The organism is Streptomyces sp. NPDC096105 (assembly GCF_044763335.1).
GTDB lineage: Bacteria > Actinomycetota > Actinomycetes > Streptomycetales > Streptomycetaceae > Streptomyces.
Window position 1 is genome coordinate 113,843 of sequence record NZ_JBIWGC010000016.1, and the last position, 19,933, is coordinate 133,775.

A 19,933-nucleotide genomic window follows, 5' to 3' on the forward strand; every position below is an offset into this window, starting at 1 on the left:
CTATACGTCCAGGAGCGATCCATGCGAACCCAGAGCCGACGGAGGCCACGAGGCGTACTCGCCGCGGCCGCCGCAGGGACGCTGATCGCCCCGCTGCTCTCCGGCTGCTGGGTCGGAGCGGGCGGGGCCGGGTCCGGCGGCGACGCCGTCAACGTCCTGATGGTGAACAACTCGCAGATGGTCGAGCTGCAGAAGCTGACCGCCGCCCACTTCACCGAGGAGACCGGCATCAAGGTGAACTTCACCGTGCTGCCGGAGAACGACGTCCGCGACAAGATCAGCCAGGACTTCGCCAACCAGGCCGGCCAGTACGACGTGGCCACCCTGTCCAACTACGAGATACCGATCTACGCCAAGAACGGCTGGCTGAAGGAGATGGACCCCTACGTCGCCGAGGACAGGGCGTACGACCAGCAGGACATCCTCGAGCCGATGCGGCAGTCCCTCACCGGCGAGGACGGCAAGGTCTACGGCCAGCCGTTCTACGGCGAGTCGTCGTTCCTGATGTACCGCAAGGACGTCTTCGCGGAGAAGGGCCTGACGATGCCCGCCCGGCCCACCTGGCGGCAGGTCGCCGACCTGGCCGCGAAGGCGGACGGGGCGCGGCCCGGCATGAAGGGCATCTGCCTGCGCGGACTGCCCGGCTGGGGCGAGGTCATGGCGCCGCTCACCACCGTGGTCAACACCTTCGGCGGCACCTGGTTCGACGAGGACTGGAAGGCCCGGCTCGACTCCCCCGAGTGGAAGGAGGCCGTCACCTTCTACGTGGACCTGGTCCGCGAGCACGGCGAGGCCGGCGCGCCCCAGGCCGGCTTCGCCGAGTGCCTGAACAACCTGACCCAGGGCAAGGTCGCCATGTGGTACGACGCCACGTCCGCGGCCGGCTCCCTGGAGGCCGACGGCTCCCCCGTCGCCGGCAGGATCGGTTACGCGCCGGCGCCGGTGGAGAAGACGGAGTCGTCCGGCTGGCTCTACACCTGGGCGTGGGGCATCCAGAACGCCTCCCGCAACCCCGACAACGCCTGGAAGTTCGTCTCCTGGGCGTCCAGCAAGGAGTACGAGCGGCTGGTCGGCGAGGAGATCGGCTGGTCCAACGTCCCGGCCGGCAAGCGCGCCTCCACCTACGCCCACCCCGACTACCGGGCGGAGGCCGCCGCCTTCCAGGAGATGACCAAGCGGGCCATCGAACAGGCCCGCCCCGACGACCCCGGAGTCCAGCCCCGCCCGGCGCCCGGCATCCAGTTCGTCGGCATCCCGGAGTTCACCGATCTCGGCACCAAGGTCTCCCAGGAGATCAGCGCGGCCATCGCCGGACGCCAGTCCGTCGACACGGCCCTGAGGAAGTCCCAGCAGCTCGCAGAAGAGATCGCCGAGGAGTACGAGGGACGATGACCGCCACGACCACGGCTCCTCCGGCCGCACCGCAGACGTCCGCCGCACCGCACCGGCCCTCCGCCCGGCTCCGCGCCTGGGCCACCCGCGCCCCGCTGCTGCCCGCCCTGATCTTCATGATCGTGGTCACCCAGCTGCCGTTCGTGGCGACCCTGGTGATCTCCTTCTTCGACTGGAACTCCCTCTACCCCGACGCCCGCCGCTTCGCCGGGCTCGCCAACTACCAGGAGGTGCTGACCGATGCGGCGCTGCGCAAGTCGGTCTGGACGACCGTCCTGCTCACCGTGGGCGTCGTCCTGGCCAGCCTGGTCGTCGGACTGCTCCTCGCGCTGCTGCTCGACCGGAGGTTCCGCGGCCGGGCCGTCGTGCGCACCCTGCTCATCGCGCCGTTCCTGGTGGTCCCGGTCGCCGCCGCCCTGCTCTGGAAGCACGTCCTCTACAACCCGGAGTACGGCCTGCTCAACGGCCTGCTGCACTACGTCGGCGGTCCGCAGCCCGACTGGATCTCCGGCACCCCGCTGCTCGCCGTGCAGGCGTCGCTGGTGTGGCAGTGGACGCCGTTCATGATGCTCATCCTGCTGGCCGGGCTGCAGAGCCGGGACCAGCAGCAGATCGAGGCGGCCCGCGTCGACGGCGCGAGCGACTGGCAGATCTTCGTGCACCTCACGCTGCCGCACCTGCGCCGCTACCTCGAACTGGGCGCCCTGCTCGGCTCGATCTACATCGTGCAGAACTTCGACGCCGTCTTCACCCTCACGTCCGGCGGGCTCGGCACCGCCAACCTGCCCTACACCGTCTACCAGACCTTCTACCAGGCGCACGAGAACGGCCTCGCCTCGGCGGCCGGCGTCCTGGTCGTCATCGGCTCCATCGTCATCGCGACCTTCGCCCTGCGCGTGGTGTCGTCCCTGTTCCGCGAGGAGGTGTCCCGCGCATGAGCAGCACCGCCGTACGCACCCGCGGCCGGTTCCGCGGCGGAGCGGGCCTCGGCCTGGTCGCCTGGCTGGCCGGCATCGTGTTCTTCCTGCCCGTCGCCTGGATGGCCCTGACGTCCTTCCACTCCGAGACGGACGCGGCCACCAACCCGCCCTCGTGGGGCGCCGCCCTCACCCTCGACGGCTACCGCGAGTTCTTCGGCGCGGACGGCGGCGCCAGCCCCTGGCCCGCCCTGATCAACTCGACGGTCGCGTCCGTGACCTCGACGCTGCTGGTCCTCGTGCTGGCCCTGCCCGCCGCCTACGCGCTGTCCGTCCGCCCGGTGAAGCGGTGGACGGACGTCCTGTTCTTCTTCCTCTCCACCAAGATGCTGCCCGTGGTGGCCGGTCTGCTGCCGATCTACCTGTTCGCCAAGAACGCCGGGATGCTCGACAACGTCTGGCTGCTCGTCATCCTCTACACCTCGATGAACCTGCCGATCGCGGTGTGGATGATGCAGTCCTTCCTCTCCGAGGTCCCGGTCGCGGTCATCGAGGCCGCCCGGATCGACGGCGCCCGGCTGCCGACGGTGCTGACCCGGGTGGTCGCCCCGATCGCCCTCCCGGGCATCGCGGCGACGGCGCTGATCTGCTTCATCTTCAGCTGGAACGAGCTGCTGTTCGCCCGGGTCCTGACGGGCGTGGTCGCCGAGACCGCCCCCGTCTTCCTGACCGGCTTCATCACCAGCCAGGGCCTGTTCCTGGCCAAGGTGTGCGCCGCGTCGCTCGTCATCTCCCTGCCGGTGCTCGCCGCGGGATTCGCCGCCCAGGACAAACTCGTCCAGGGCCTGTCGTTGGGAGCCGTGAAATGAAGGCCGCCGTCATCGAGTCCGTGGGCAGGGCCGTCGTCACCGAGGTCCCGGACCCGGTGCCGGGCCCGAGGGACGTCGTCGTCGAGGTCGCCGCGTGCGGACTGTGCGGGACGGATCTGCACATCCTCCAGGGCGAGTTCGCGCCCAAGCTGCCGATCGTGCCGGGGCACGAGTTCGCCGGCGAGGTGGTCGGCGTCGGCTCCCAGGTCACGGAGGTGGCGCTCGGCGACCGGGTCGCCGTCGACCCCTCCCTGTACTGCCACGAGTGCCGCTACTGCCGTACCGGCCACAACAACCTCTGCGAGCGCTGGGCGGCGATCGGCGTCACCGCGGCGGGCGGCGCCGCGCAGTACGCGGTCGCGCCGGTGGCGAACTGCGTCAAGCTGCCCGAGCACGTGCGCACCCAGGACGCGGCGCTGATCGAGCCGCTGTCCTGCGCGGTGCGCGGCTACGACGTGCTCCGCTCCCGCCTCGGCGCGCACGTGCTGATCTACGGCTCCGGGACCATGGGCCTGATGATGCTGGAGCTGGCCAAGCGGACCGGCGCGGCGAGCGTCGACGTGGTCGACCTGAACCCGGCGCGCCTGGAGACGGCCCGGACGCTGGGGGTCTCCGCCTCCGCGGCCACCCCGGACGAGCTGGACCGCCCGCAGGGCTGGGACCTGGTCATCGACGCGACCGGCAACGCGGCAGCCATCCAGGACGGGCTCAGCCGGGTCGCCAAGGCGGGCACGTTCCTCCAGTTCGGGGTCGCGGACTACGCGACCCGCGTGGAGATCGACCCGTACCGCATCTACAACCAGGAGATCACCATCACCGGCTCCATGGCCGTCCTGCACAGCTACGAGCGCGCGGCGGAGCTGTTCGCGAACGGCGTCCTGGACCCGGACGTCTTCATCAGCGACCGCCTCCCGCTGGACCGGTACCCCCAGGCCCTGGACCAGTTCGCGGCGGGCGTGGGCCGCAAGATCGTGGTGGTGCCGTAGCGACCGCGCGGCTCGGGAGCCCCGACGCCCGGCCGTCGGGGCTCCCCTTGCCGGCCGAGCGGTGGCTGACCTGGGCGGGCCGGGGGGCCGGTTCCGAGGGGGTGCCGTGCGGGGCGGTGCGACCACGGGCCGGAGCGGACCTCTGCGGGCGCTCCACGAGGGGAGCCGGTGCGGCGGCGAGGACGGTACCCGCGGTCCGGGCGTCTCCCGGGAAACCGAAGTGCCGTTCCGTGACGGCGTCCGGCGACCACGGTCCGTCAGCCGGCCGGGGCCGAGCAGGACCGGAGCGGTCGGCTGCGCCGAACGGACCACAGGTAAGGGAACGGTAAAACCGCCTCGCTCGTTCACCCGGCATGACAGCTATGACCCCCGGCTCGAACATCCCTCTTCCCACCGCCCGCGTGACGGTGGACGTCGCCGCGCCCGTGCGGCTCGACGTATCGGGCCTGCTGCTCACCGCCGACGGCAAGGTGCGCTCCGACGACGACTTCATCTTCTACAACCAGCCCACGGGCCCGGGCGTGACCTACCGCTCCGGCGGGGGCGCGGCCCCCGACGCCATCACGGTCGACACCACGGCCGTACCGCCCGGCATCGAAAAGATCGTCGTGACCGCGAGCCCCGACGCGGCGGGCCAGACCTTCCAGGGCATCGAGCCCACCGCGACCGTCCGCGACGCGGACACCGCCGCCGTCCTGGCGACCTTCACGCCCCCGCAGCTCGGCGCGGAGACGGCCCTGGTGATCGTCGAGATCTACCTGCGCAACGGCGCCTGGAAGGTCCGCGCCGTCGGCCAGGGCTACGCCGACGGCCTGGCCGGCATCGCCACGGACTTCGGCGTCACGGTCGAGGAGCCGGCCGCCCCGGCCCAGCCGGTGACCCCGCAGGCCCCGCAGGCCCCGCAGGCCGCCCCGCCCGCTCCCCCGGCCGCCGCCCCGCAGGCGCCGCCCGCCCCGGCTGCTCCCCCGGCCCCGCCCGCCGCCGCGCCCGGCACCGGCAAGATCAACCTGGACAAGGGCCGGGTCAGCCTCCAGAAGAACCAGACCGTTTCCCTGATGAAGGGCGGCCGCCCGCTGCTGTCCCAGGTGAAGATGGGTCTCGGCTGGGAGCCCGCCTACCGCGGCAAGGACATCGACCTGGACGCCTCGGTGATCGCCTTCGGCCCGCAGCGCAACCACATCGACAGCTGCTACTTCGGCAAGCTGCAGATCCTGGGCGGCGCGGTCCGGCACTCCGGTGACAACCTCACCGGTGAGGGCGCCGGCGACGACGAGGTCATCACCGTCGACCTCGGCCGCCTCCCCATGGAGGTCTCGGGCCTGGTCTTCACGGTGAACTCCTTCTCCGGGCAGAAGTTCACGGAGGTCGCCAAGGCGTACTGCCGCCTGATGGACGCCGCCACCGGCGAGGAGCTGGTCCGCTTCGACCTCGCCGGCGCCGAGCCGCAGACGGGCGTGATGATGGCGAAGCTGATCCGGCAGTACTCCGGCGAGTGGGAGATGACCGCGATGGGCCAGTTCGTGAAGGGCCGTACGGTGCGCGGCATGGTCAAGCCGGCCGCCCAGGCCCTCTGACCCACCGCTGCGAAGCGTCCGGCGCCCGTCCCGGGGGGCGCCGGACGCCCCGCCCGGTGCCGCGAGGCGTCACCGGGCTCCGGCCACGTGGTTCGCCCCGCGCCCCCGAGTGGCGCCCGGCGGCGTCTAACCGCCCTGCTGGGACCGCGCCTTGAAGGCCGCTTTCCGCGCCTCCTTGGCGGTCTTCCTGTCGGCGTGCAGGCGCCCCATCGCCTCCAGGACGTCCGCCGTGGCCGGGTGGTCCACCCGCCACGCCGTGTCGAAGAAGCCGCTGTGCTGCTGCGCCAGCCCTTCCACCAAGGAGCGCAGCTCCTCGGACTCGCCCTCGGCGGCGAGCTGCGCGGCCACCGTGTCGATGGTGAGCCAGAAGATCATCGCCTCGGACGGCGGCGGCACGTCCGCGGCCCTGTGCTCGGCGAGCCAGACCCGCGCCAGCCCGCCCAGTTCGGCGTCGTCCAGCACGTCCCGCAGCGCGGGCTCCGCGGCGGCGCCCACCAGCGACAGCGCCTGCTGGCAGCGCAGCCGCCGCAGCGGCGCCCCCGGGTCCGCGCCGCGCGCCGCGGCCAGCAGTTCCCGCGCCGCCTCCAACGGCCGGCGCCGCTCCAGCCAGTGCTCGGTCTCGGCGTGGGCGGCGGCCGGCGGGTACGCGGCCGTGCCGTCGAGCAGCGCGTCGGCGCCCTTGTCCGCGAGGTCGCCGACGGCGGGCGCCTCGAAACCCGCCTCCAGCAGCCGGGCGCGCAGCCCGTACAGCCCGAGCGGGGTGAGCCGCACCAGTCCGTAGCGGGCGACGTCCGTGTCGTCGACGGGGGCGGCGGGCTCCTCGTCGGCGTCGGCCATCAGCGCCTCGTCGACCGGCCGGTACTCCACGAGTCCGATCGGCTCCAGCATCCGGAACTGGTCGTCCAGCCGCATCATCGCGTCGGACACCTGCTCCAGAACGTCGTCGCTGGGCTCCGCCATGTCCTCGGGCACGATGACGGACGCCGCCAGCGCGGGCAGCGGCACCGGCGCGTCGCCGGGCGCGGCCTCGCCGACGGTCAGCAGGTACAGGTTGCCGAGCACCCCGTCGAGGAACTCCGCCTCGGCCTCCGGGTTCCAGTCCAGCGCGTCGAGGTCCAGCTCCCCCGACCCCTCGGCGATGGCGTCGACCAGCCCGCCCAGGTCCGGCACGCTCGCGTCGTCCAGCACGGTCTCCAGGGCGCCGAGCCAGACGCCCAGCACGTCCTGCGGCGACCCTCCGGTGAGCAGATCCAGTTCGGCGCCCGCGCGGACGGTGCCCTCCTCCTCGTCGACCACCTCGACGAGCCCGGTGTCCACCGCGACCCGCCAGGCCTCGCTGGCCTCGGCCGCCGCGTCCTCCCCGCTCAGACCCAGCTCCGCGGCAGCCTCGGGGAGCTGTTCGTCCACCAGTCCGCCGCCGGCGTCCACGCGGGTCCCGGGGCCTGTCCAGCGGGCGAGCCTGGCGGCCCGGGACAGCACCGGAGTGGACAGGGCGTCGCGCGCCAGCTCCGCTTCGGGGCGCAACCGCGCCGGCGGCAGGATGGAGCTGTCTGACATCGGCTGTTTCTCCTAGTGCCCTCTACGACTCAGCCGCTCAGCCTAGACGGATTTCCACCCATGCCGCCCACTTCCTCTCCGCGCCGGGCGGCGCACATGGCCGAAACCTTGACAAGTGGCTTGGCCAGGCTGGACATTGACGCGCGTAGACAGGGTGTGCGTCCCGCATCCACCCTCGTTCCGGCCCCCGGAGGGAATCCGTTGCCGAGCAAGCCGTCCGCGCGTCTCGCCGCGCTCACCGTCGCCGCCGTGTGCTCCGCGGCGTCCACCGTCGTCCTCACGACGCCCGCGCACGCCGAGTCCGTGCACATCCACGACATCCAGGGCGACACCCGCGTGTCGCCGTACGCCGGCCGGCAGGTCACGGACGTGACCGGCATCGTCACCGGCGTCCGTGCCTACGGGTCGTCCCGCGGCTTCTGGATGCAGGACCCCGCCCCGGACGCCGACCCGGCCACCAGCGAGGGCGTGTTCGTCTTCACCGGCTCCACCCCGCAGGGTGTCGCGGTGGGCGACGAGGTCTCCGTCTCCGGCACGGTCACGGAGTTCGTCCCCGGCGGCGCGTCCTCCGGGAACCAGTCGCTGACCCAGATCACCAGACCCACCGTCACCGTCGTCTCGCGCGGCAACCCGGTCCCGGTCCCGGCGACCCTCGACGCGCGCTCCGTCCCCGCCGCGTACACGCCGAAGGGCGACCCGGCGGCCGGCGGCTCGGTCAACGCCCTGCCGCTGCGCCCGGCCAGGTACGCCCTCGACCTGTACGAGTCGCTGGAGGGCATGAACGTCCGGGTCGCCGACGCACGCGTGGTGGGCGCCACCGACCCGTACACGGAACTCTGGGTCACGGTGAAGCCCCACGAGAACCGCACCCGGCGCGGCGGCACGGTCTACGGCTCGTACGACGCCCAGAACACCGGCCGGCTGCAGATCCAGTCGCTGGGCAAGGCGGCCGACTTCCCCGACGCGAACGTCGGCGACGTCCTCGCGGGCGCCACCACGGGCCCGCTGGACTACAACCAGTACGGCGGCTACACCCTGGTGGCGAGCGAGCTCGGCACCCTGAGACCCGGCGGCACCGAGCGGGAGACGACCCGCGAGCAGCACCGCTCCGAGCTCGCGATAGCCACGTACAACGTCGAGAACCTCGACCCGTCCGACGGCACCTTCGCGGCGCACGCCGAGGCGATCGTGGACCACCTCTCCTCGCCCGACATCGTGTCGCTGGAGGAGATCCAGGACAACAACGGCGCCACGGACGACGGCACGGTCGCCGCGGACGTCACGCTCACGAAGCTGATCGACGCCGTCGAGGCGGCCGGCGGCCCGCGCTACCACTGGCGCGCCGTCGACCCGGCCGACAAGCAGGACGGGGGCGAGCCGGGCGGCAACATCCGCCAGGCCTTCCTGTTCAACCCGGCCCGGGTGTCCTTCACCGACCGGCCCGGCGGCGACGCCACCACGCCGACCGACGTGGTCAAGGTCCGCGGCAAGGCCGCCCTGACCCTCTCCCCCGGCCGGATCGCACCGGACTCGGCGGCCTTCGAGGACAGCCGCAAGCCGCTGGCCGGCGAGTTCGTCTTCCGCGGCCGCACGGTCGTCGTCATCGCCAACCACTTCTCGTCCAAGGGCGGCGACCAGAGCCTGACCTCGCAGTTCCAGCCACCGGCGCGCAACTCGGAGGCGCAGCGCCACCTCCAGGCGCAGGAGGTCCACGACTTCACCGCGAAGATCCTCAAGGTCCAGAAGAACGCGGCGGTCGTGGCGCTCGGCGACATCAACGACTTCGAGTTCTCCCGCACCACCCGCATCCTGGAGGGCGGCGGCACCCTCTGGTCGGCCGTCAAGTCGCTTCCCCCGTCGGAGCGTTACTCGTACGTGTACCAGGGCAACAGCCAGGTGCTCGACCAGATCCTGATCAGCCCCTCCATCCGCCGCCAGTGCTCGTTCAGCTACGACAGCGTGCACATCAACGCGGAGTTCCACGACCAGATCAGCGACCACGACCCGCAGGTCCTGCGCTTCAAGCCGTGACCTCGCCCTGACAGCGGGCGGCGGGGGGCGGAAGCGGCTGTCCGCTCCGTCCCCCGCCGCCCTCCGGCCCGCACCCGGTGCCGGATCCCGTGGCCGCGTGGCCCGCGCGATCAGTGGTGGCGGCGCTGCACCATCACCACGCCCACGGCCAGCATCACCAGCGCGCCCGCGGCGGCCGTCAGCGGCTTGCGGTGCTGCTTGCCGAGCTCGCCCACCTGGGCGGCGCTGCTGCGCATCTGCACGGTCATCGCGCCGGCCCGGTCCTTCAGGTCGTCGGCGCGCGCCCGGGCGCGTGCCTTGACGTCCATCTTCCCGGCCAGTTCCTCGACGGTGTCGCCGAGTTCGTGCCGCGTCCGTTCGATCTCCCGGCGCAGTTCGTCCGGACCCTTGGCCCCGCGCTCCGCCTCGCTCCCGGCGTCCAGATGGGCCCCCGACGGGGACGTCGCGCCCCTCACCTCGTGCGTCATCGGTGCGCCCTTTCCTTGATCTCCTCGACGTCGGCCTTCACGCTGCCCAGCGTCCGCTCCGGCTTGGGCGGCGTGGCCCGGCGCAGCTGCCCGCGTCCGGCCATCGCCAGCACGCCGGCGATCGCGAACAGCACCACCGTGATGATCAGCGCCGCCGCCCACAGAGGCAGCACGAGGTCGAGTGCGGCGATTCCCGTGGCGGCCAGCGCGAGCAGCCCCGCGTAACCGAACGCTCCCGCCGCTCCCAGCATGCCGCCGCCGACTCCGGCCCGGCGCCCCTTCTCGGCCAGTTCCTCCTTGGCGAGCGCCACTTCCTGCCGTGCGAGTCGCGAGATCTGTTCGGTGGCCTGTCCGACGAGTTCGCCGACGCTGTGCTCGTCGCGGACGGGCCGTTGATGGATGGTTCCGGCCACGGTGCGCCTCCTCTCGGTGGGGTGGGTCACCCGAGTACCCCTGGCGTCAGCCGACTATCCCTCAAGCAACGCTTACCGGTACCAGTGAGGAAAAGTAAGTGGAACTTCACCGTTCCTCGGCCGACACTCCTCCCATGACCTCGACGCGTCCCGCCCTCGGCCGCGCCCTGTGCGCGATGATCACCCCCTTCACGTCCTCCGGCGCGCTGGACCTGGACGGCGCCCAGCGCCTCGCCGGTCACCTGGCCGCCCGGGGCTGCGACGGCCTGGTGCTGTCCGGCACGACCGGGGAGTCCCCGACCACGTCGGACGCGGAGAAGCGGTCCCTGATCGCGGCCGTGCGGGAGGCCGTCGGTACCCGCGCCACGCTGATCGCCGGCGTCGGCACCCCCGACACCGCGCACACCGTCACGCTGGCCCGCGAGGCCGAGCGGGCGGGCGCCGACGCCGTCCTCCTGGCCGCCCCGTACTACAGCCGCCCCCCGCAGGACGCGATCGAGGCGTACCTCCGCGAGACCGCCGACGCGACGGGCCTGCCCGTGGTCCTGTACGACGTCCCGGTCCGCACCGGCGTCCGCATCGAACCGGACACCCTCCTGCGCCTGTCCGAACACCCGCGCATCGTGGCGGTGAAGGACTGCAGCAACGACTTCCTGGCGGCGCAGACGGTGATGGCCCGCACGGACCTGGCGTACTACGCGGGCTGCGACGAACACAACCTGGCGCTGTACGCGGTGGGCGGCGCCGGCTGCGTCAGCACGGTGGCCAACGTGGCCCCGTCCGAGGTCCGAGCCGTCCTCGACGCCTTCGACGAGGGCGACACGGCCGGGGCCGTCCGCCTCCAGCACCGCCTGACCCCGCTGATCGAGGCCATGATGGCGGGCGGCCTCCCCGGCACGGTGACGGCGAAGGCCCTGCTCGCCGCCCTGGGCCTCCCCGCAGGCCCGGTCCGCCCGCCCCTGTGCCCGGCGGACCCAGGGGCGGCGACCGCCCTGCGGGAGGCCTACGCCCGCCTGACCGCGGAGGTCAGTTCCACAACTGCCCGTCGCTGAACAGCAGAACGTGCTCCAGCACGTCCTCGGCGGGATCGTCGATCTGCCCGAGATCGGCGTTGACCAGCCCCACCCGGTGCCCGTTGCCGGAACCGGTGGCCGTCTCATCGGCGTACGCGGTGTCCGCCACGGCCCCGCAGAAGATCAGCATGGCGGCCACCCCCATCCCGCCGATCACACAGCGCAGCACGCCCCGCACCCACTTGTCGGACATCGCCCGTCCCCTTTTCCGTGCACATTCAGTCGCCTTGGCGTCTGATCGGACCCTGTGTCCACCCGTTCATCCGCCAAAACGACCTCAAGGTCACGGAAAGTAACCCGTACGAGGACCAGCTACCGCCACCAGTCACCCTCCCCGCCGAGCGCCCGCCGCAGATACTCCTCCGGCCCGCCCGCGACCCACACCCGGCTGTCGGTCTCGTGCTCCCGGACGAAGACGTCGTCCCGCTCGGGCGCGACGACGAGGGCGAACTGGTCGCCGCCGCCGTTGTCCCCGAAGAACAGGAGGGAGTCGAAGGGCGTGGAGAGCCCGGCGAACGCCTCACCGGACCAGAACAGCAGGTTCTGCCCGACGATGTGCTCAAGCGGCCACACGACACCGGTCCCGTACGGGTCGGCGATCCCGTCCGTCTCCCGCACCAGGGCGCCCAGCCGCGCCGGCACCCTCCGCCCGAGCAGCCGCTCCGCCTCCCTCGGCGCGGCCCCGTCCACGGGCGCGCGAAACTCGGCTGGGACTCCGCCGAAGACCTCGAGCACGACGGCCGGTCAGTCGCGCCCGGGCCAGACGGGACCCTGGTCGGTCCAGACGACGCCCTTGTTCCGGCACAGGCAGAAGGGGTGCCCGATCGGGTCGGTGTAGATCCGCCACCCGTAGCCTTCGGGCCCGACGAAGTCCTGCCGCAACGTCGCCCCGAGGCCGAGCACGCGGGCCTGCTCGGCGTCGATGTCATCGACCTCGAAGTCCAGGTGGAACTGCTTGGGATGCTCGGTGTCGGGCCACTGCGGCGCCCGGTAGTCGTCCACCCGGATGAACGCGAGTTCGACCTCCCCGAACCGGATCCCGGCCCAGTCCGCGGAACTGTCCTCCTTGAGGGGCCGCCCCGTCACCTCCGAGTAGAAGCCCGCCAGCTTCATCGTGTCCGGACAGTCGATGATGAAATCGGTGAGTCGCAGCATCCCGCGATGGTGTCACACGGCCACTGCCCGTCTTCGTCGGAGCGGGCGGCCATCGGACTCGGGCACGAACGTCGCGCCGAGGCCGTCGTGCGCGATGCCGGACGGCCGGAAATCGGCATCGGTGAGGACGCGGTGGAGGAACTCGGAGGTGGATCCCGTTCGTCCATGGCCTGAGAGGGAAACACAGCCCAAGGACAACGAGCCCCGTCACCGGCGCCTGGAACGGTCCCGGGAACCTGCTCGCAGCACGAGCGCCCTCCCGGGCCGCGTTCGGACCGTGGAGGGCGCTCGGCGACGACCGGTGGCGGTCAGTTGTGGCTGTTTTGATCGCGATGCAGGTCAGGCGGTCAGCTTGCCCCAGGGGCCGTTTCGGGGCCGTCCTCGGTACTGTCCGGGTCCCGGAAGACGCGATCCACGGCGGCCCGGGTCCGTGCCTCGCTGTTCGGCATCAGATGGGTGTACGTGCGCAGGGTGAAGCTCGGGTCGTGATGACCCAGGTACTCGCTCAGGGCTTTGATGCTCTCCCCCGCGTCCAGGAGGACGGATGCGTAGAAGTGGCGGAGGGCGTGCATGCCGTTCTCGCGTCCGAGGGGGATGCCGGCCGACGCGAGAGCCGGTCGCCACACGTATTGGTTGAAGCGATTCCGGTGCAGCGCCAGCGCCTCGTTCCGGACGTTGACGAACAGCAGCGAGGCCGTCACGGGCGGGCCGTCCGGCGTCTTCCAGGGCAGCGAGACCTCTACCGGCTCGTGCCGCGTGATGTGATCGGCCAGTGCGAAGGCGACCGTCTCCGGCAAGGGCACGTGCCGTTCCTTACCGCCCTTAGGCGGACCGAAGACCATCTGCGTACCGCGCAGGAGCTTGACCTGCCGGACGACGTGCACCGTCCCGCCCAGGAAGTCGACGTCTTCCAGCGCCAGGCCGAAGATCTCGCCTTGCCGGAGACCGCAGCCTGCCCCCAGGGAAACCATCTCCCGGTAGACGTCCGGCATGGCTTCGTGCATGGCCATGACGCGCTCTACCGACCAGGGCTTGACCTTCCGGCCGTCGAGGGAGGGCGCCCGCACCGAGCGGGCCCGGCATGGGTTCTCAGCGATGATCCGGTCCTCCACGGCCGCCGTGAACACGGCCGACACGTTGGCGAAGATCGACCGCCGGTAGGACGCCGCACGCCCGGTCGCCTCCAGCTGGCGCATCCACGCCCGCAGGTGCGAGGGCCGGAAGGACGCCATCGGCCGGTCCCCGAGGTATGGAAGGGCGTGGACCCGCAGACGGATTTCGACGCTCTCGCGGGTCACGGGGTCGACGGTGAGCGCCGCCATCCACTCCTTGGCGTACTGCGCGAAGGTCACCGAGCCCGCGGCCGGATCGATGTACCGGCCCTGGGACATGTCCGCCTCGATGTTGGACAGCCAGGCTTCGGCCTTGCGTTTCTGCTTGTCCGGGAAGCTCCTCGACTTCTCGGAGCCGTCCGGCGCGATGTACCGAGCGCGGTAGCGGTGGCCGACACCGTGGCGGTCGGTCTTGACCCTGACGGTCTTGCCGTCCGGCCCGGGGACGGTCTTGTACCAGCGGTCCTGAACGTGTCCGGCCATCAGGCGGCGGCCCTTTCCGTGCGGGACCTGACCCATGCCTGCGCCTCTGCGGGGTCGTACCGGAGGTGCCGGCCGACCCGGAAGCCGCGGGGACCCATGCGCTTCCTCCGCCACTGGTAGACGGTCTCGACACTGGGCAGCTCGAAGAGCCGGACCAGGTCCTCGGGGGTGAGGTAGCGGTCGGGCAGTCGGGTTGGCATGGTCACCATTCCTTCTCGTCTGACAGCAGGGCGAGTTCTTCGCGTGCGGTTTCGCGGTTGAGTTGGAGGTCGCGGGCGATGGTGGCGGCGAGGACGGATTCGCCGGGGGTGTGGCCGTGTCCGGCGTACTGCCAGTCGGCGAGCACGAGGACGGTGTCCGGCTCGCGGTCGTCGTCGAGGCCGAGGGCGGCGTGTTCCTGGGCTGCCCGGTAGTCGGCGCGGGCCTGGCGAAGAGCGCCGAGGGTGGTGGAGTAGCGGCGGGACTTCGTGGAGAAGTGGCCGCGGAAGCCGAGCATGTGAGCCCAGGCCCACAGCCGTCGGTCCGGGTAGAGCGGGTCGAGGGTCTTGCAGGCTTCGATCAGGCGACGGGTGTGGTCGGGGACCTGGTGGCGATCGAGCTCGGAGAGCTCCCCGATGCGGCGGTCCAGGGTGCCGGTGTTCTCGGCCGCTTTGGTGGCGTACTTGGCGACGTAGGAGGCGACAGCCTGCTCGGTGATCTCGGAGCCGTCCCCGAAGGCCTTCACGGGGCGGACGTCGAGCTGGGTGCCCCAGCGGAAGGTCCGGGCCGGTTGGTCTTCGGCGGCCGGGACCGAGACCGAGGTGTAGGAGTGCGCGGCGGCGGCGCGGATCGCGTCGGCGAGCATGTCGACGGTGGCCCAGGACGGCGGCGGGGTGTCCGGGCCGTCGGGTCCGTCGATGCGGATCACGGCGTGGAAGTGCAGGGCTCCGCGTTTCTGGAACTCGGCGACCTTGCCGTACGACAGCCGGGCACGCTCTTTTAGCTCGCGCTGGGTGAGGCCGGCGCGGGCGGCGATCTCGCGGCGGAGCCGGTTGGTGAAGCGCTGCCAGAGCTGCCCGGCGTGGTTGTTGAACAGCACCGCGCCCGCGTAGTCGTACGTCGCCGGGTCGAGGGCGGTGCCCAGTTCCGGAGCGTCCGGGGTGTGCCGTACTCCGCAGCGGCAGACGCCACGGTCAGGGCGGTTGTGGACGGGACCGAACGAGGGTGCGGTGAGGGTGGCGAAGACGCGCGGGTGATCGCGGACGGTGGCGGAGATGTCGCGGCGGTCGTCACCGGCGAGGCCCGCGCGGATGAGGTGGTAGGTGTCCCCTGCGTAGGTCCAGGCGCAGGACGGGCACCGGGAGGCACGCCGGTTGCCGCAGGCCAGGCGGAGACGGCCGCCCGGCTCGCCCTCGGTGGAGTAGTGGTGCAGGGTCTCGCCGGTGGTCTTGTCCTTGTGCACGACCCAGCCGGTCAGGTGGATGGGGTCGGCGCAGCCACCGGTGCGGCGTATCTGTTCTTCCCAACGGCGGTAGTCGACGGCCGAAGCCACCCTCAGCAGGTCGCCGAGGGTGGTCGGGTCGAGCAGCGTCTCAGGCACCAGCGCCCTCCCGGACGCGGCGGGCGGTGACCGTACCGGTGCCATGGCAGACCGGGCAGTGAGCGGTGATGGTGCGCAGGTGCCCGCGCAGGTCACGGCCGCCGATGGTGACGGCGACGGAGGCGAAGCCGTCGCAGGCCGGGCAGATACGCGACGCGGGCGGGGTGTGCTGGGTCATGATGGTGGTTCCTTTCGATTGCGGTTGGAAGGAACGGCCCCGGGTGGCGGCGTGCTTGGCGGCTTGTGCGCCACCCGGCGGCCGGTCAGCGAGAGAGGCGTGAGCCCCGGCGACCACGGCCCTTGGCCGCGTACATGGCCGCGTCGGCGGCGGCGAGGGCATCGGTCAGCAGCGGCACCGGCAGCTCGGCGAGGCGGCAGACGCCGACCGACGCGGCCAGCGGCAGCGAAACGCCGTTGTAGTCCAGTGGCCGGTGGAGTGCGGTGGTGAGCGCGTCGAGGTCGACGGCGGCCAGGTCCTGGACGACGGCGACGAACTCGTCCCCGCCCAGGCGTCCGGCGGTGCCGTGGCCTCCGCACCAGGTGCGCAGCCGGTCGGCGGTGGCGATGAGTGCGGCGTCCCCGGCGGCGTGGCCGTGGGTGTCGTTGAGGGTCTTGAAGTGGTCGAGGTCGACCAGGAGGACGGCGGCGGCCGGGTGCCGGCGGATGCAGTGTTCGGCGCGGGTGGTCCAACCGGCGCGGGTGTGCAGACCGGTCAGCGGGTCACGGCGGGCGGCGGCGAGCCGGTGGGTGAGGATGCCCCCGTGCACGGCCCAGCCCAGTAACGGCACCAGGGCGGCGGCTATCTGCAGGTCCATGAGCGTTCCCTTCGGTGACGGCGGTTGGCGAGGTACGGGTCCCGGAAGGCGGCGGCGTGCTTGGCGGCTTGTGCGTCGCCACCGGGACTGGTCAGCGGCGGTGCTGGGAGGCCAGCAGCGAGCGCAGGACGACGGCGCAGACGGCGACCGAGGCGGCGGTGATGGCGACGGCCAGGAGCATGGAGACCAGGACGGCGCCGACGACCAGGACCACGGCGGTGCCGCCGCCGACCAGGGCGAGCGCGGTGCCGGGGGTGAGCTGGACCGTGGGACGGGCAGGGCCAGCGACCGGGGCCGGGGTGGGCGGCGAAACCGAGGTGCCCGGGGTGATGGTGGTCGGCTCCACCACGGCGGGAGGGGTGACCGTGCCGGTGGGCTGGGGCATGGTCGGGAGCTTGGGCCGGAACATGAGCGGGTCTCCTTACTTGACGGCGGTGTCGATGACCGGGGACAGGAGGCTGTCGGCGAGGAGGTAGCCGCCGAGCAGCAGCACCAGGACCAGCCAGAGCGGCGGACGGATGAGCTTGACGCCGAGCCAGCCGACGACGACCAGGGCGAACCAGAGGGGGACATCCATGGGGTGGCCTCCTAGCGGACCTTGCAGCGGTGGGTGCGGGCGGCGAGCTGGGCGGCGGACTGGCTGGAGTAGTCGGCGGACCAGCCGCAGCCGTCCGAGCTGCACACGGCGGCGTGCTTGGTGGTGCCGTTGCGATCGCGGTGGGTGCCGATCTGCACCGGGCCGATCCGCATCACGGCGTGGAAGAAGTCGCGGGCAGGCATGACGGGGTCTCCTCTCGGGTCAGGTGAGCTGGGCAGCGATGGCGTCCGCGAGTTGGGGCGGGACGCCGAGGCGGGCGCGGAGGGTGTCGGTGTCGATCCGGGAGCCGGTGCGCTGCTGGTGGTCGGCGGCGACCTTGCGGGCGTGGTCGACCAGCGCGGCCGGGACCGGCACCACCGGACGGGGCTTCGCGGTGGGCAGGGCCGGGGCTTCCTCGGCCGCCGGGACCGCTACGGCTTGAGGTTCCGGGTCCGGCTCAGCAGCGGTGACCGGTTCGGGCTCATGCTCCGGGTCCGGGACGGAGGGTGCCGGCGCTTCCGGCTCCTGCCGATTGGGTGAGTGGGCGAGGAGGGTGCCGCCCATGAAGGCCAGGGCGGGCCAGGCGGCGACGAGGATGCGCAACCAGGCCGGGACGTCGCCCAGGTCGAGGAGTCCGGCGGTGGCGACGTTCGCGCCGAGCGAGGCGACCAAGGCGATGAGGAACCAGCACCAGGCGAGCCGGGACGGCCCGTCCGTACGCAGTCGACGCCAGGCGGCCACCAGGAGCAGGTCGACCGAGACCGGGTAGGCCCAGGCCTTCCAGCCGTCCTGTCCGGCAGCGGCGGCCAGGTCGTGCAGGTGCGCGAAGGACAGCGCCCCGGCGATGACGGCCTGGACCAGGACGGCATCGATGCGCAAACGGGTGGCCATCACGGCTGCCCTCCCGGGTACTGAGGGCCGTCGGTGGGGTCGTAGCCGGGCGGGAAGATGCCGGGCGGGGGTTCGGGGAGGGAGACGGCCAGGGACGGGCCGATGGCGTCGACGAAGGCGGGGTCGGCGCCCAAGGTGTGGGCGTACAGGGCCAGGGCGCTGAGCAGTTGCACCGTACGGTTGAAGTCCTCGCGGGTGTCCACGGGTGCACCTCCGGTTTCTGGCATGGCAGGGGTAGGGACTTGGCGCGAAGCGGTCGCGCCGACCGATCAGGTGGTGTGGCTCAGGCAGCGGCCGGGGCGGACTCGACTGCCGGGGCCGGAACCGGTGCGAGGGTGCCGAGCGCGGGCCGGAATGGAGCGAGGGCGGGAAGGTCCGGGGTCAGGTCGGCGTGCCGGTTGCAGATGTTCACGGCCTGCCGCAGCGAGGTGTACGGGGCGCGGATGCGGGCCCAGCCGCCGGTTGAGTCGCCGGTGATGGCGACGCCGGGGGTGTCGGTGGGGATCTGAATCGCGGCGAGGACGGCGTCCGGGGCGATGTCGCCGAGGGCCATATTCGCGGAGGATTCGTCGTTGACGCGGTGGGCGGTGCGGCCGGTGAGCTGGGCGCGGAGCATGGTGATGCCCTTGCCGAGTTCGGAGCCGAAGCGCTGCCCGCAGATCTCCAGATAGATGCCGGCCGCGCGGCCGAGCTGGGCGAGCCGGGCCAGGGCGGTGATGATGTGGTCCCGCCGCTTCTCCTCCTCCTTGGTCGCGAAGAGGGCGAGTTCGGCGACCTCGTCGACCAGGACCACGATGGGCACCGGGCGCAGTCCTTCGGGCAGGTCCCAGATGTCGGCGGCGATCTCCGCATCCGGCACGTCAGCGGTGATCCGCTGCTCGGCCCGGATGAGCTGGTAGACGTCCTCCATGTGGGACACCAGCGCGTCGAGGAGTTCAGCGGCGGTGTCGGGGTTGTCGGCGAGCGCGGAGAACCGGCGGGCCAGCGGGAACAGCTCGACACCCTGCTTGCAGTCGATGCCGACCAAGGCGACGTGCTGCGGCGCGAGGGCGGCGACGAGATTGCGCTGATAGACCGACTTCCCGGACTCCGTGGCCCCCAGGGTGAGGGCGTGCGGAACGGCTCGGTAGTCGCGGTAGTGGACGGCCCCGTCTTCACGCAGGGCAACCGGGACCCGCATCGGTTGGGTGTCGGCCACGGCAGGCATCTGCACACGCTTGAGCACGTCGTAACCGGTCATGCGCAGCTCGACCACACCCGACCGCAGCTCACGGGAGGTCACGCCGTACATGGCGAACGAGTGCCGCAGCCGATCACATGAGGCGGCCACGTCGAAGGCGTCCTGACCGGGGCGGAGCTTGAGCCGGAGCACCAGGCCGGTCCGGGTCACTCGGACCCGCAAGATGCGCGGGGCACGGGGTCCGGGAACGGGGCGGTTCGTCATCCGGGCCAGGGCCAGTCGCCAGCGAGGAGCCGGGACGGTGAGGCCGCAGGCGTCCATGACCGAGCCGTACCGGACCAGGACCCGCAGCGCGGCGAGGGTGACCCCGAAGGTCAGCCAGTACCAGGCGGGACGCCGCCACCGCAGAAGACCCGCAGCGGCGACGACCAGCACCAGGGCGACGATCAGCCACGTCACGGCTCAGGCCGCCTTCGAGGCCGAGTCAGCAGCGGTCAGCGAGGTCACCGCGACCGCACGGAAAGCGATGCCGTGCCGCTTCTGGCCGTTGAACTCGTTCTCCCACGGCGAGGCGACCAGGCCGGTCAGGACCACCGGAGTGCCCATGGCCAGGTCCTCGGAGACGCCGGACTGCGGAACGGTGAGCTTGAGGATCTCCACCTCGTCGGGCGTGGAGAACATGACCTCCACGACCATCAGGGTGGCACCGTCCTTGTCGGTGGCGATCTCACCGGTACGGCGGTCCTTCACCTTGGGCTGCGGGGCCTTGGCGACCATCACGGTGGCGTTGGCGGTGTCCACGGGGATCTGACGCATCGTCTTGTCTCCTGTTGCTGTGAGGTGTTGACCGACATCCCGTCGG

General features: G+C 71.9%; 25 protein-coding genes. 7 read left to right on the forward strand and 18 right to left on the reverse strand.

What is annotated here, in order from left to right:
- The first annotated feature begins 21 nt into the window (after positions 1-21).
- From ACIQ8B_RS23775 to ACIQ8B_RS23795, 5 genes are all read left to right on the forward strand, one after another.
- Positions 22-1,392, forward strand: coding sequence for an ABC transporter substrate-binding protein (locus tag ACIQ8B_RS23775; protein WP_403549402.1), 1,371 nt, complete (start codon positions 22-24; stop codon positions 1,390-1,392).
- Positions 1,389-2,330, forward strand: a complete 942-nt coding sequence (locus ACIQ8B_RS23780) for a carbohydrate ABC transporter permease (protein ID WP_403549404.1) — start codon at positions 1,389-1,391, stop codon at positions 2,328-2,330. The genes ACIQ8B_RS23775 and ACIQ8B_RS23780 overlap by 4 nt, the downstream gene beginning before the upstream one ends.
- The gene (locus ACIQ8B_RS23785) at positions 2,327-3,178 is read left to right on the forward strand and encodes a carbohydrate ABC transporter permease (RefSeq protein WP_403549406.1); all 852 of its coding nucleotides are present in this window, start codon (positions 2,327-2,329) and stop codon (positions 3,176-3,178) included. The genes ACIQ8B_RS23780 and ACIQ8B_RS23785 overlap by 4 nt, the downstream gene beginning before the upstream one ends.
- The gene (locus ACIQ8B_RS23790) at positions 3,175-4,164 is read left to right on the forward strand and encodes a zinc-dependent alcohol dehydrogenase family protein (protein ID WP_403549408.1); all 990 of its coding nucleotides are present in this window, start codon (positions 3,175-3,177) and stop codon (positions 4,162-4,164) included. The genes ACIQ8B_RS23785 and ACIQ8B_RS23790 overlap by 4 nt, the downstream gene beginning before the upstream one ends.
- 362 nt (positions 4,165-4,526) lie before the next feature.
- Positions 4,527-5,738: a TerD family protein gene (locus ACIQ8B_RS23795; RefSeq protein WP_403549472.1), complete on the forward strand. Its 1,212-nt coding sequence runs from the start codon at positions 4,527-4,529 to the stop codon at positions 5,736-5,738.
- Between the two features lie 126 nt (positions 5,739-5,864).
- On the opposite strand, the gene ACIQ8B_RS23800 is transcribed toward ACIQ8B_RS23795, so the two are convergent.
- Positions 5,865-7,295, reverse strand: a complete 1,431-nt coding sequence (locus ACIQ8B_RS23800; RefSeq protein WP_403549410.1) for a hypothetical protein — start codon at positions 7,293-7,295, stop codon at positions 5,865-5,867.
- Between the two features lie 201 nt (positions 7,296-7,496).
- On the opposite strand from ACIQ8B_RS23800, the gene ACIQ8B_RS23805 reads away from it, so the two are divergent.
- On the forward strand, positions 7,497-9,326 hold the full coding sequence (locus tag ACIQ8B_RS23805; protein WP_403549412.1) for an endonuclease/exonuclease/phosphatase family protein: 1,830 nt from the start codon (positions 7,497-7,499) through the stop codon (positions 9,324-9,326).
- A gap of 110 nt (positions 9,327-9,436) precedes the next feature.
- Here ACIQ8B_RS23805 and ACIQ8B_RS23810 read toward each other — a convergent pair whose 3' ends face one another.
- Positions 9,437-9,793, reverse strand: a complete 357-nt coding sequence (locus tag ACIQ8B_RS23810; protein WP_290007885.1) for a DUF3618 domain-containing protein — start codon at positions 9,791-9,793, stop codon at positions 9,437-9,439.
- A complete protein-coding gene (locus tag ACIQ8B_RS23815) occupies positions 9,790-10,206 on the reverse strand; it encodes a phage holin family protein (RefSeq protein WP_403549414.1) in 417 nt (138 codons plus the stop codon). The genes ACIQ8B_RS23810 and ACIQ8B_RS23815 overlap by 4 nt, the downstream gene beginning before the upstream one ends.
- A gap of 134 nt (positions 10,207-10,340) precedes the next feature.
- Between ACIQ8B_RS23815 and dapA the strand changes: the two genes are divergently transcribed.
- A complete protein-coding gene (gene dapA / locus ACIQ8B_RS23820) occupies positions 10,341-11,258 on the forward strand; it encodes a 4-hydroxy-tetrahydrodipicolinate synthase (protein WP_403549416.1) in 918 nt (305 codons plus the stop codon).
- Here the strand turns inward: dapA and ACIQ8B_RS23825 are convergent.
- The 15 genes from ACIQ8B_RS23825 to ACIQ8B_RS23895 form a co-directional block, all read right to left on the reverse strand.
- On the reverse strand, positions 11,233-11,472 hold the full coding sequence (locus ACIQ8B_RS23825; RefSeq protein ID WP_403549418.1) for a hypothetical protein: 240 nt from the start codon (positions 11,470-11,472) through the stop codon (positions 11,233-11,235). The two genes, dapA and ACIQ8B_RS23825, sit on opposite strands and share 26 nt — an antisense overlap.
- Positions 11,473-11,591: 119 nt before the next feature.
- Positions 11,592-11,969, reverse strand: a complete 378-nt coding sequence (locus ACIQ8B_RS23830; protein WP_403549420.1) for an SMI1/KNR4 family protein — start codon at positions 11,967-11,969, stop codon at positions 11,592-11,594.
- Between the two features lie 54 nt (positions 11,970-12,023).
- A complete protein-coding gene (locus ACIQ8B_RS23835; protein WP_290007894.1) occupies positions 12,024-12,434 on the reverse strand; it encodes a VOC family protein in 411 nt (136 codons plus the stop codon).
- A 347-nt stretch (positions 12,435-12,781) separates the two neighbouring features.
- The gene (locus ACIQ8B_RS23840; RefSeq protein ID WP_403549422.1) at positions 12,782-14,029 is read right to left on the reverse strand and encodes a tyrosine-type recombinase/integrase; all 1,248 of its coding nucleotides are present in this window, start codon (positions 14,027-14,029) and stop codon (positions 12,782-12,784) included.
- Positions 14,029-14,238 (reverse strand): helix-turn-helix transcriptional regulator, encoded by a 210-nt coding sequence (locus tag ACIQ8B_RS23845; RefSeq protein WP_403549424.1) that lies wholly within the window; start codon positions 14,236-14,238, stop codon positions 14,029-14,031. Before ACIQ8B_RS23845 ends, ACIQ8B_RS23840 begins: the two co-directional genes overlap by 1 nt.
- Positions 14,232-15,608, reverse strand: coding sequence for a replication initiator protein RepSA (gene repSA, locus ACIQ8B_RS23850; RefSeq protein WP_403549426.1), 1,377 nt, complete (start codon positions 15,606-15,608; stop codon positions 14,232-14,234). Before repSA ends, ACIQ8B_RS23845 begins: the two co-directional genes overlap by 7 nt.
- Positions 15,601-15,786: a hypothetical protein gene (locus ACIQ8B_RS23855; protein ID WP_102637910.1), complete on the reverse strand. Its 186-nt coding sequence runs from the start codon at positions 15,784-15,786 to the stop codon at positions 15,601-15,603. The genes repSA and ACIQ8B_RS23855 overlap by 8 nt, the downstream gene beginning before the upstream one ends.
- An 85-nt stretch (positions 15,787-15,871) precedes the next feature.
- Positions 15,872-16,423, reverse strand: coding sequence for a GGDEF domain-containing protein (locus tag ACIQ8B_RS23860; RefSeq protein ID WP_403549428.1), 552 nt, complete (start codon positions 16,421-16,423; stop codon positions 15,872-15,874).
- Positions 16,424-16,514: 91 nt separating this feature from the next.
- A complete protein-coding gene (locus tag ACIQ8B_RS23865; protein WP_403549430.1) occupies positions 16,515-16,832 on the reverse strand; it encodes a SpdD-like protein in 318 nt (105 codons plus the stop codon).
- Positions 16,833-16,844: 12 nt separating this feature from the next.
- Entirely contained in the window at positions 16,845-17,000 is a 156-nt protein-coding gene (locus ACIQ8B_RS23870) for a hypothetical protein (protein ID WP_106412442.1), read from the reverse strand.
- 11 nt (positions 17,001-17,011) lie between these two features.
- Positions 17,012-17,203 carry a mobile element transfer protein gene (locus ACIQ8B_RS23875; protein WP_403549432.1) on the reverse strand — a complete coding sequence of 64 codons (192 nt, stop codon included), beginning with the start codon at positions 17,201-17,203 and terminating at the stop codon, positions 17,012-17,014.
- Positions 17,204-17,222: 19 nt separating this feature from the next.
- Complete coding sequence (locus ACIQ8B_RS23880) at positions 17,223-17,891, reverse strand: DUF2637 domain-containing protein (protein WP_403549434.1); 669 nt, start codon at positions 17,889-17,891, stop codon at positions 17,223-17,225.
- Positions 17,891-18,094: a hypothetical protein gene (locus ACIQ8B_RS23885; RefSeq protein WP_234342140.1), complete on the reverse strand. Its 204-nt coding sequence runs from the start codon at positions 18,092-18,094 to the stop codon at positions 17,891-17,893. Before ACIQ8B_RS23885 ends, ACIQ8B_RS23880 begins: the two co-directional genes overlap by 1 nt.
- Before the next feature lie 80 nt (positions 18,095-18,174).
- On the reverse strand, positions 18,175-19,530 hold the full coding sequence (locus ACIQ8B_RS23890; protein ID WP_403549436.1) for an FtsK/SpoIIIE domain-containing protein: 1,356 nt from the start codon (positions 19,528-19,530) through the stop codon (positions 18,175-18,177).
- A 3-nt stretch (positions 19,531-19,533) separates the two neighbouring features.
- Positions 19,534-19,887, reverse strand: coding sequence for a hypothetical protein (locus ACIQ8B_RS23895; protein ID WP_176128836.1), 354 nt, complete (start codon positions 19,885-19,887; stop codon positions 19,534-19,536).
- Positions 19,888-19,933 lie beyond the last annotated feature (46 nt).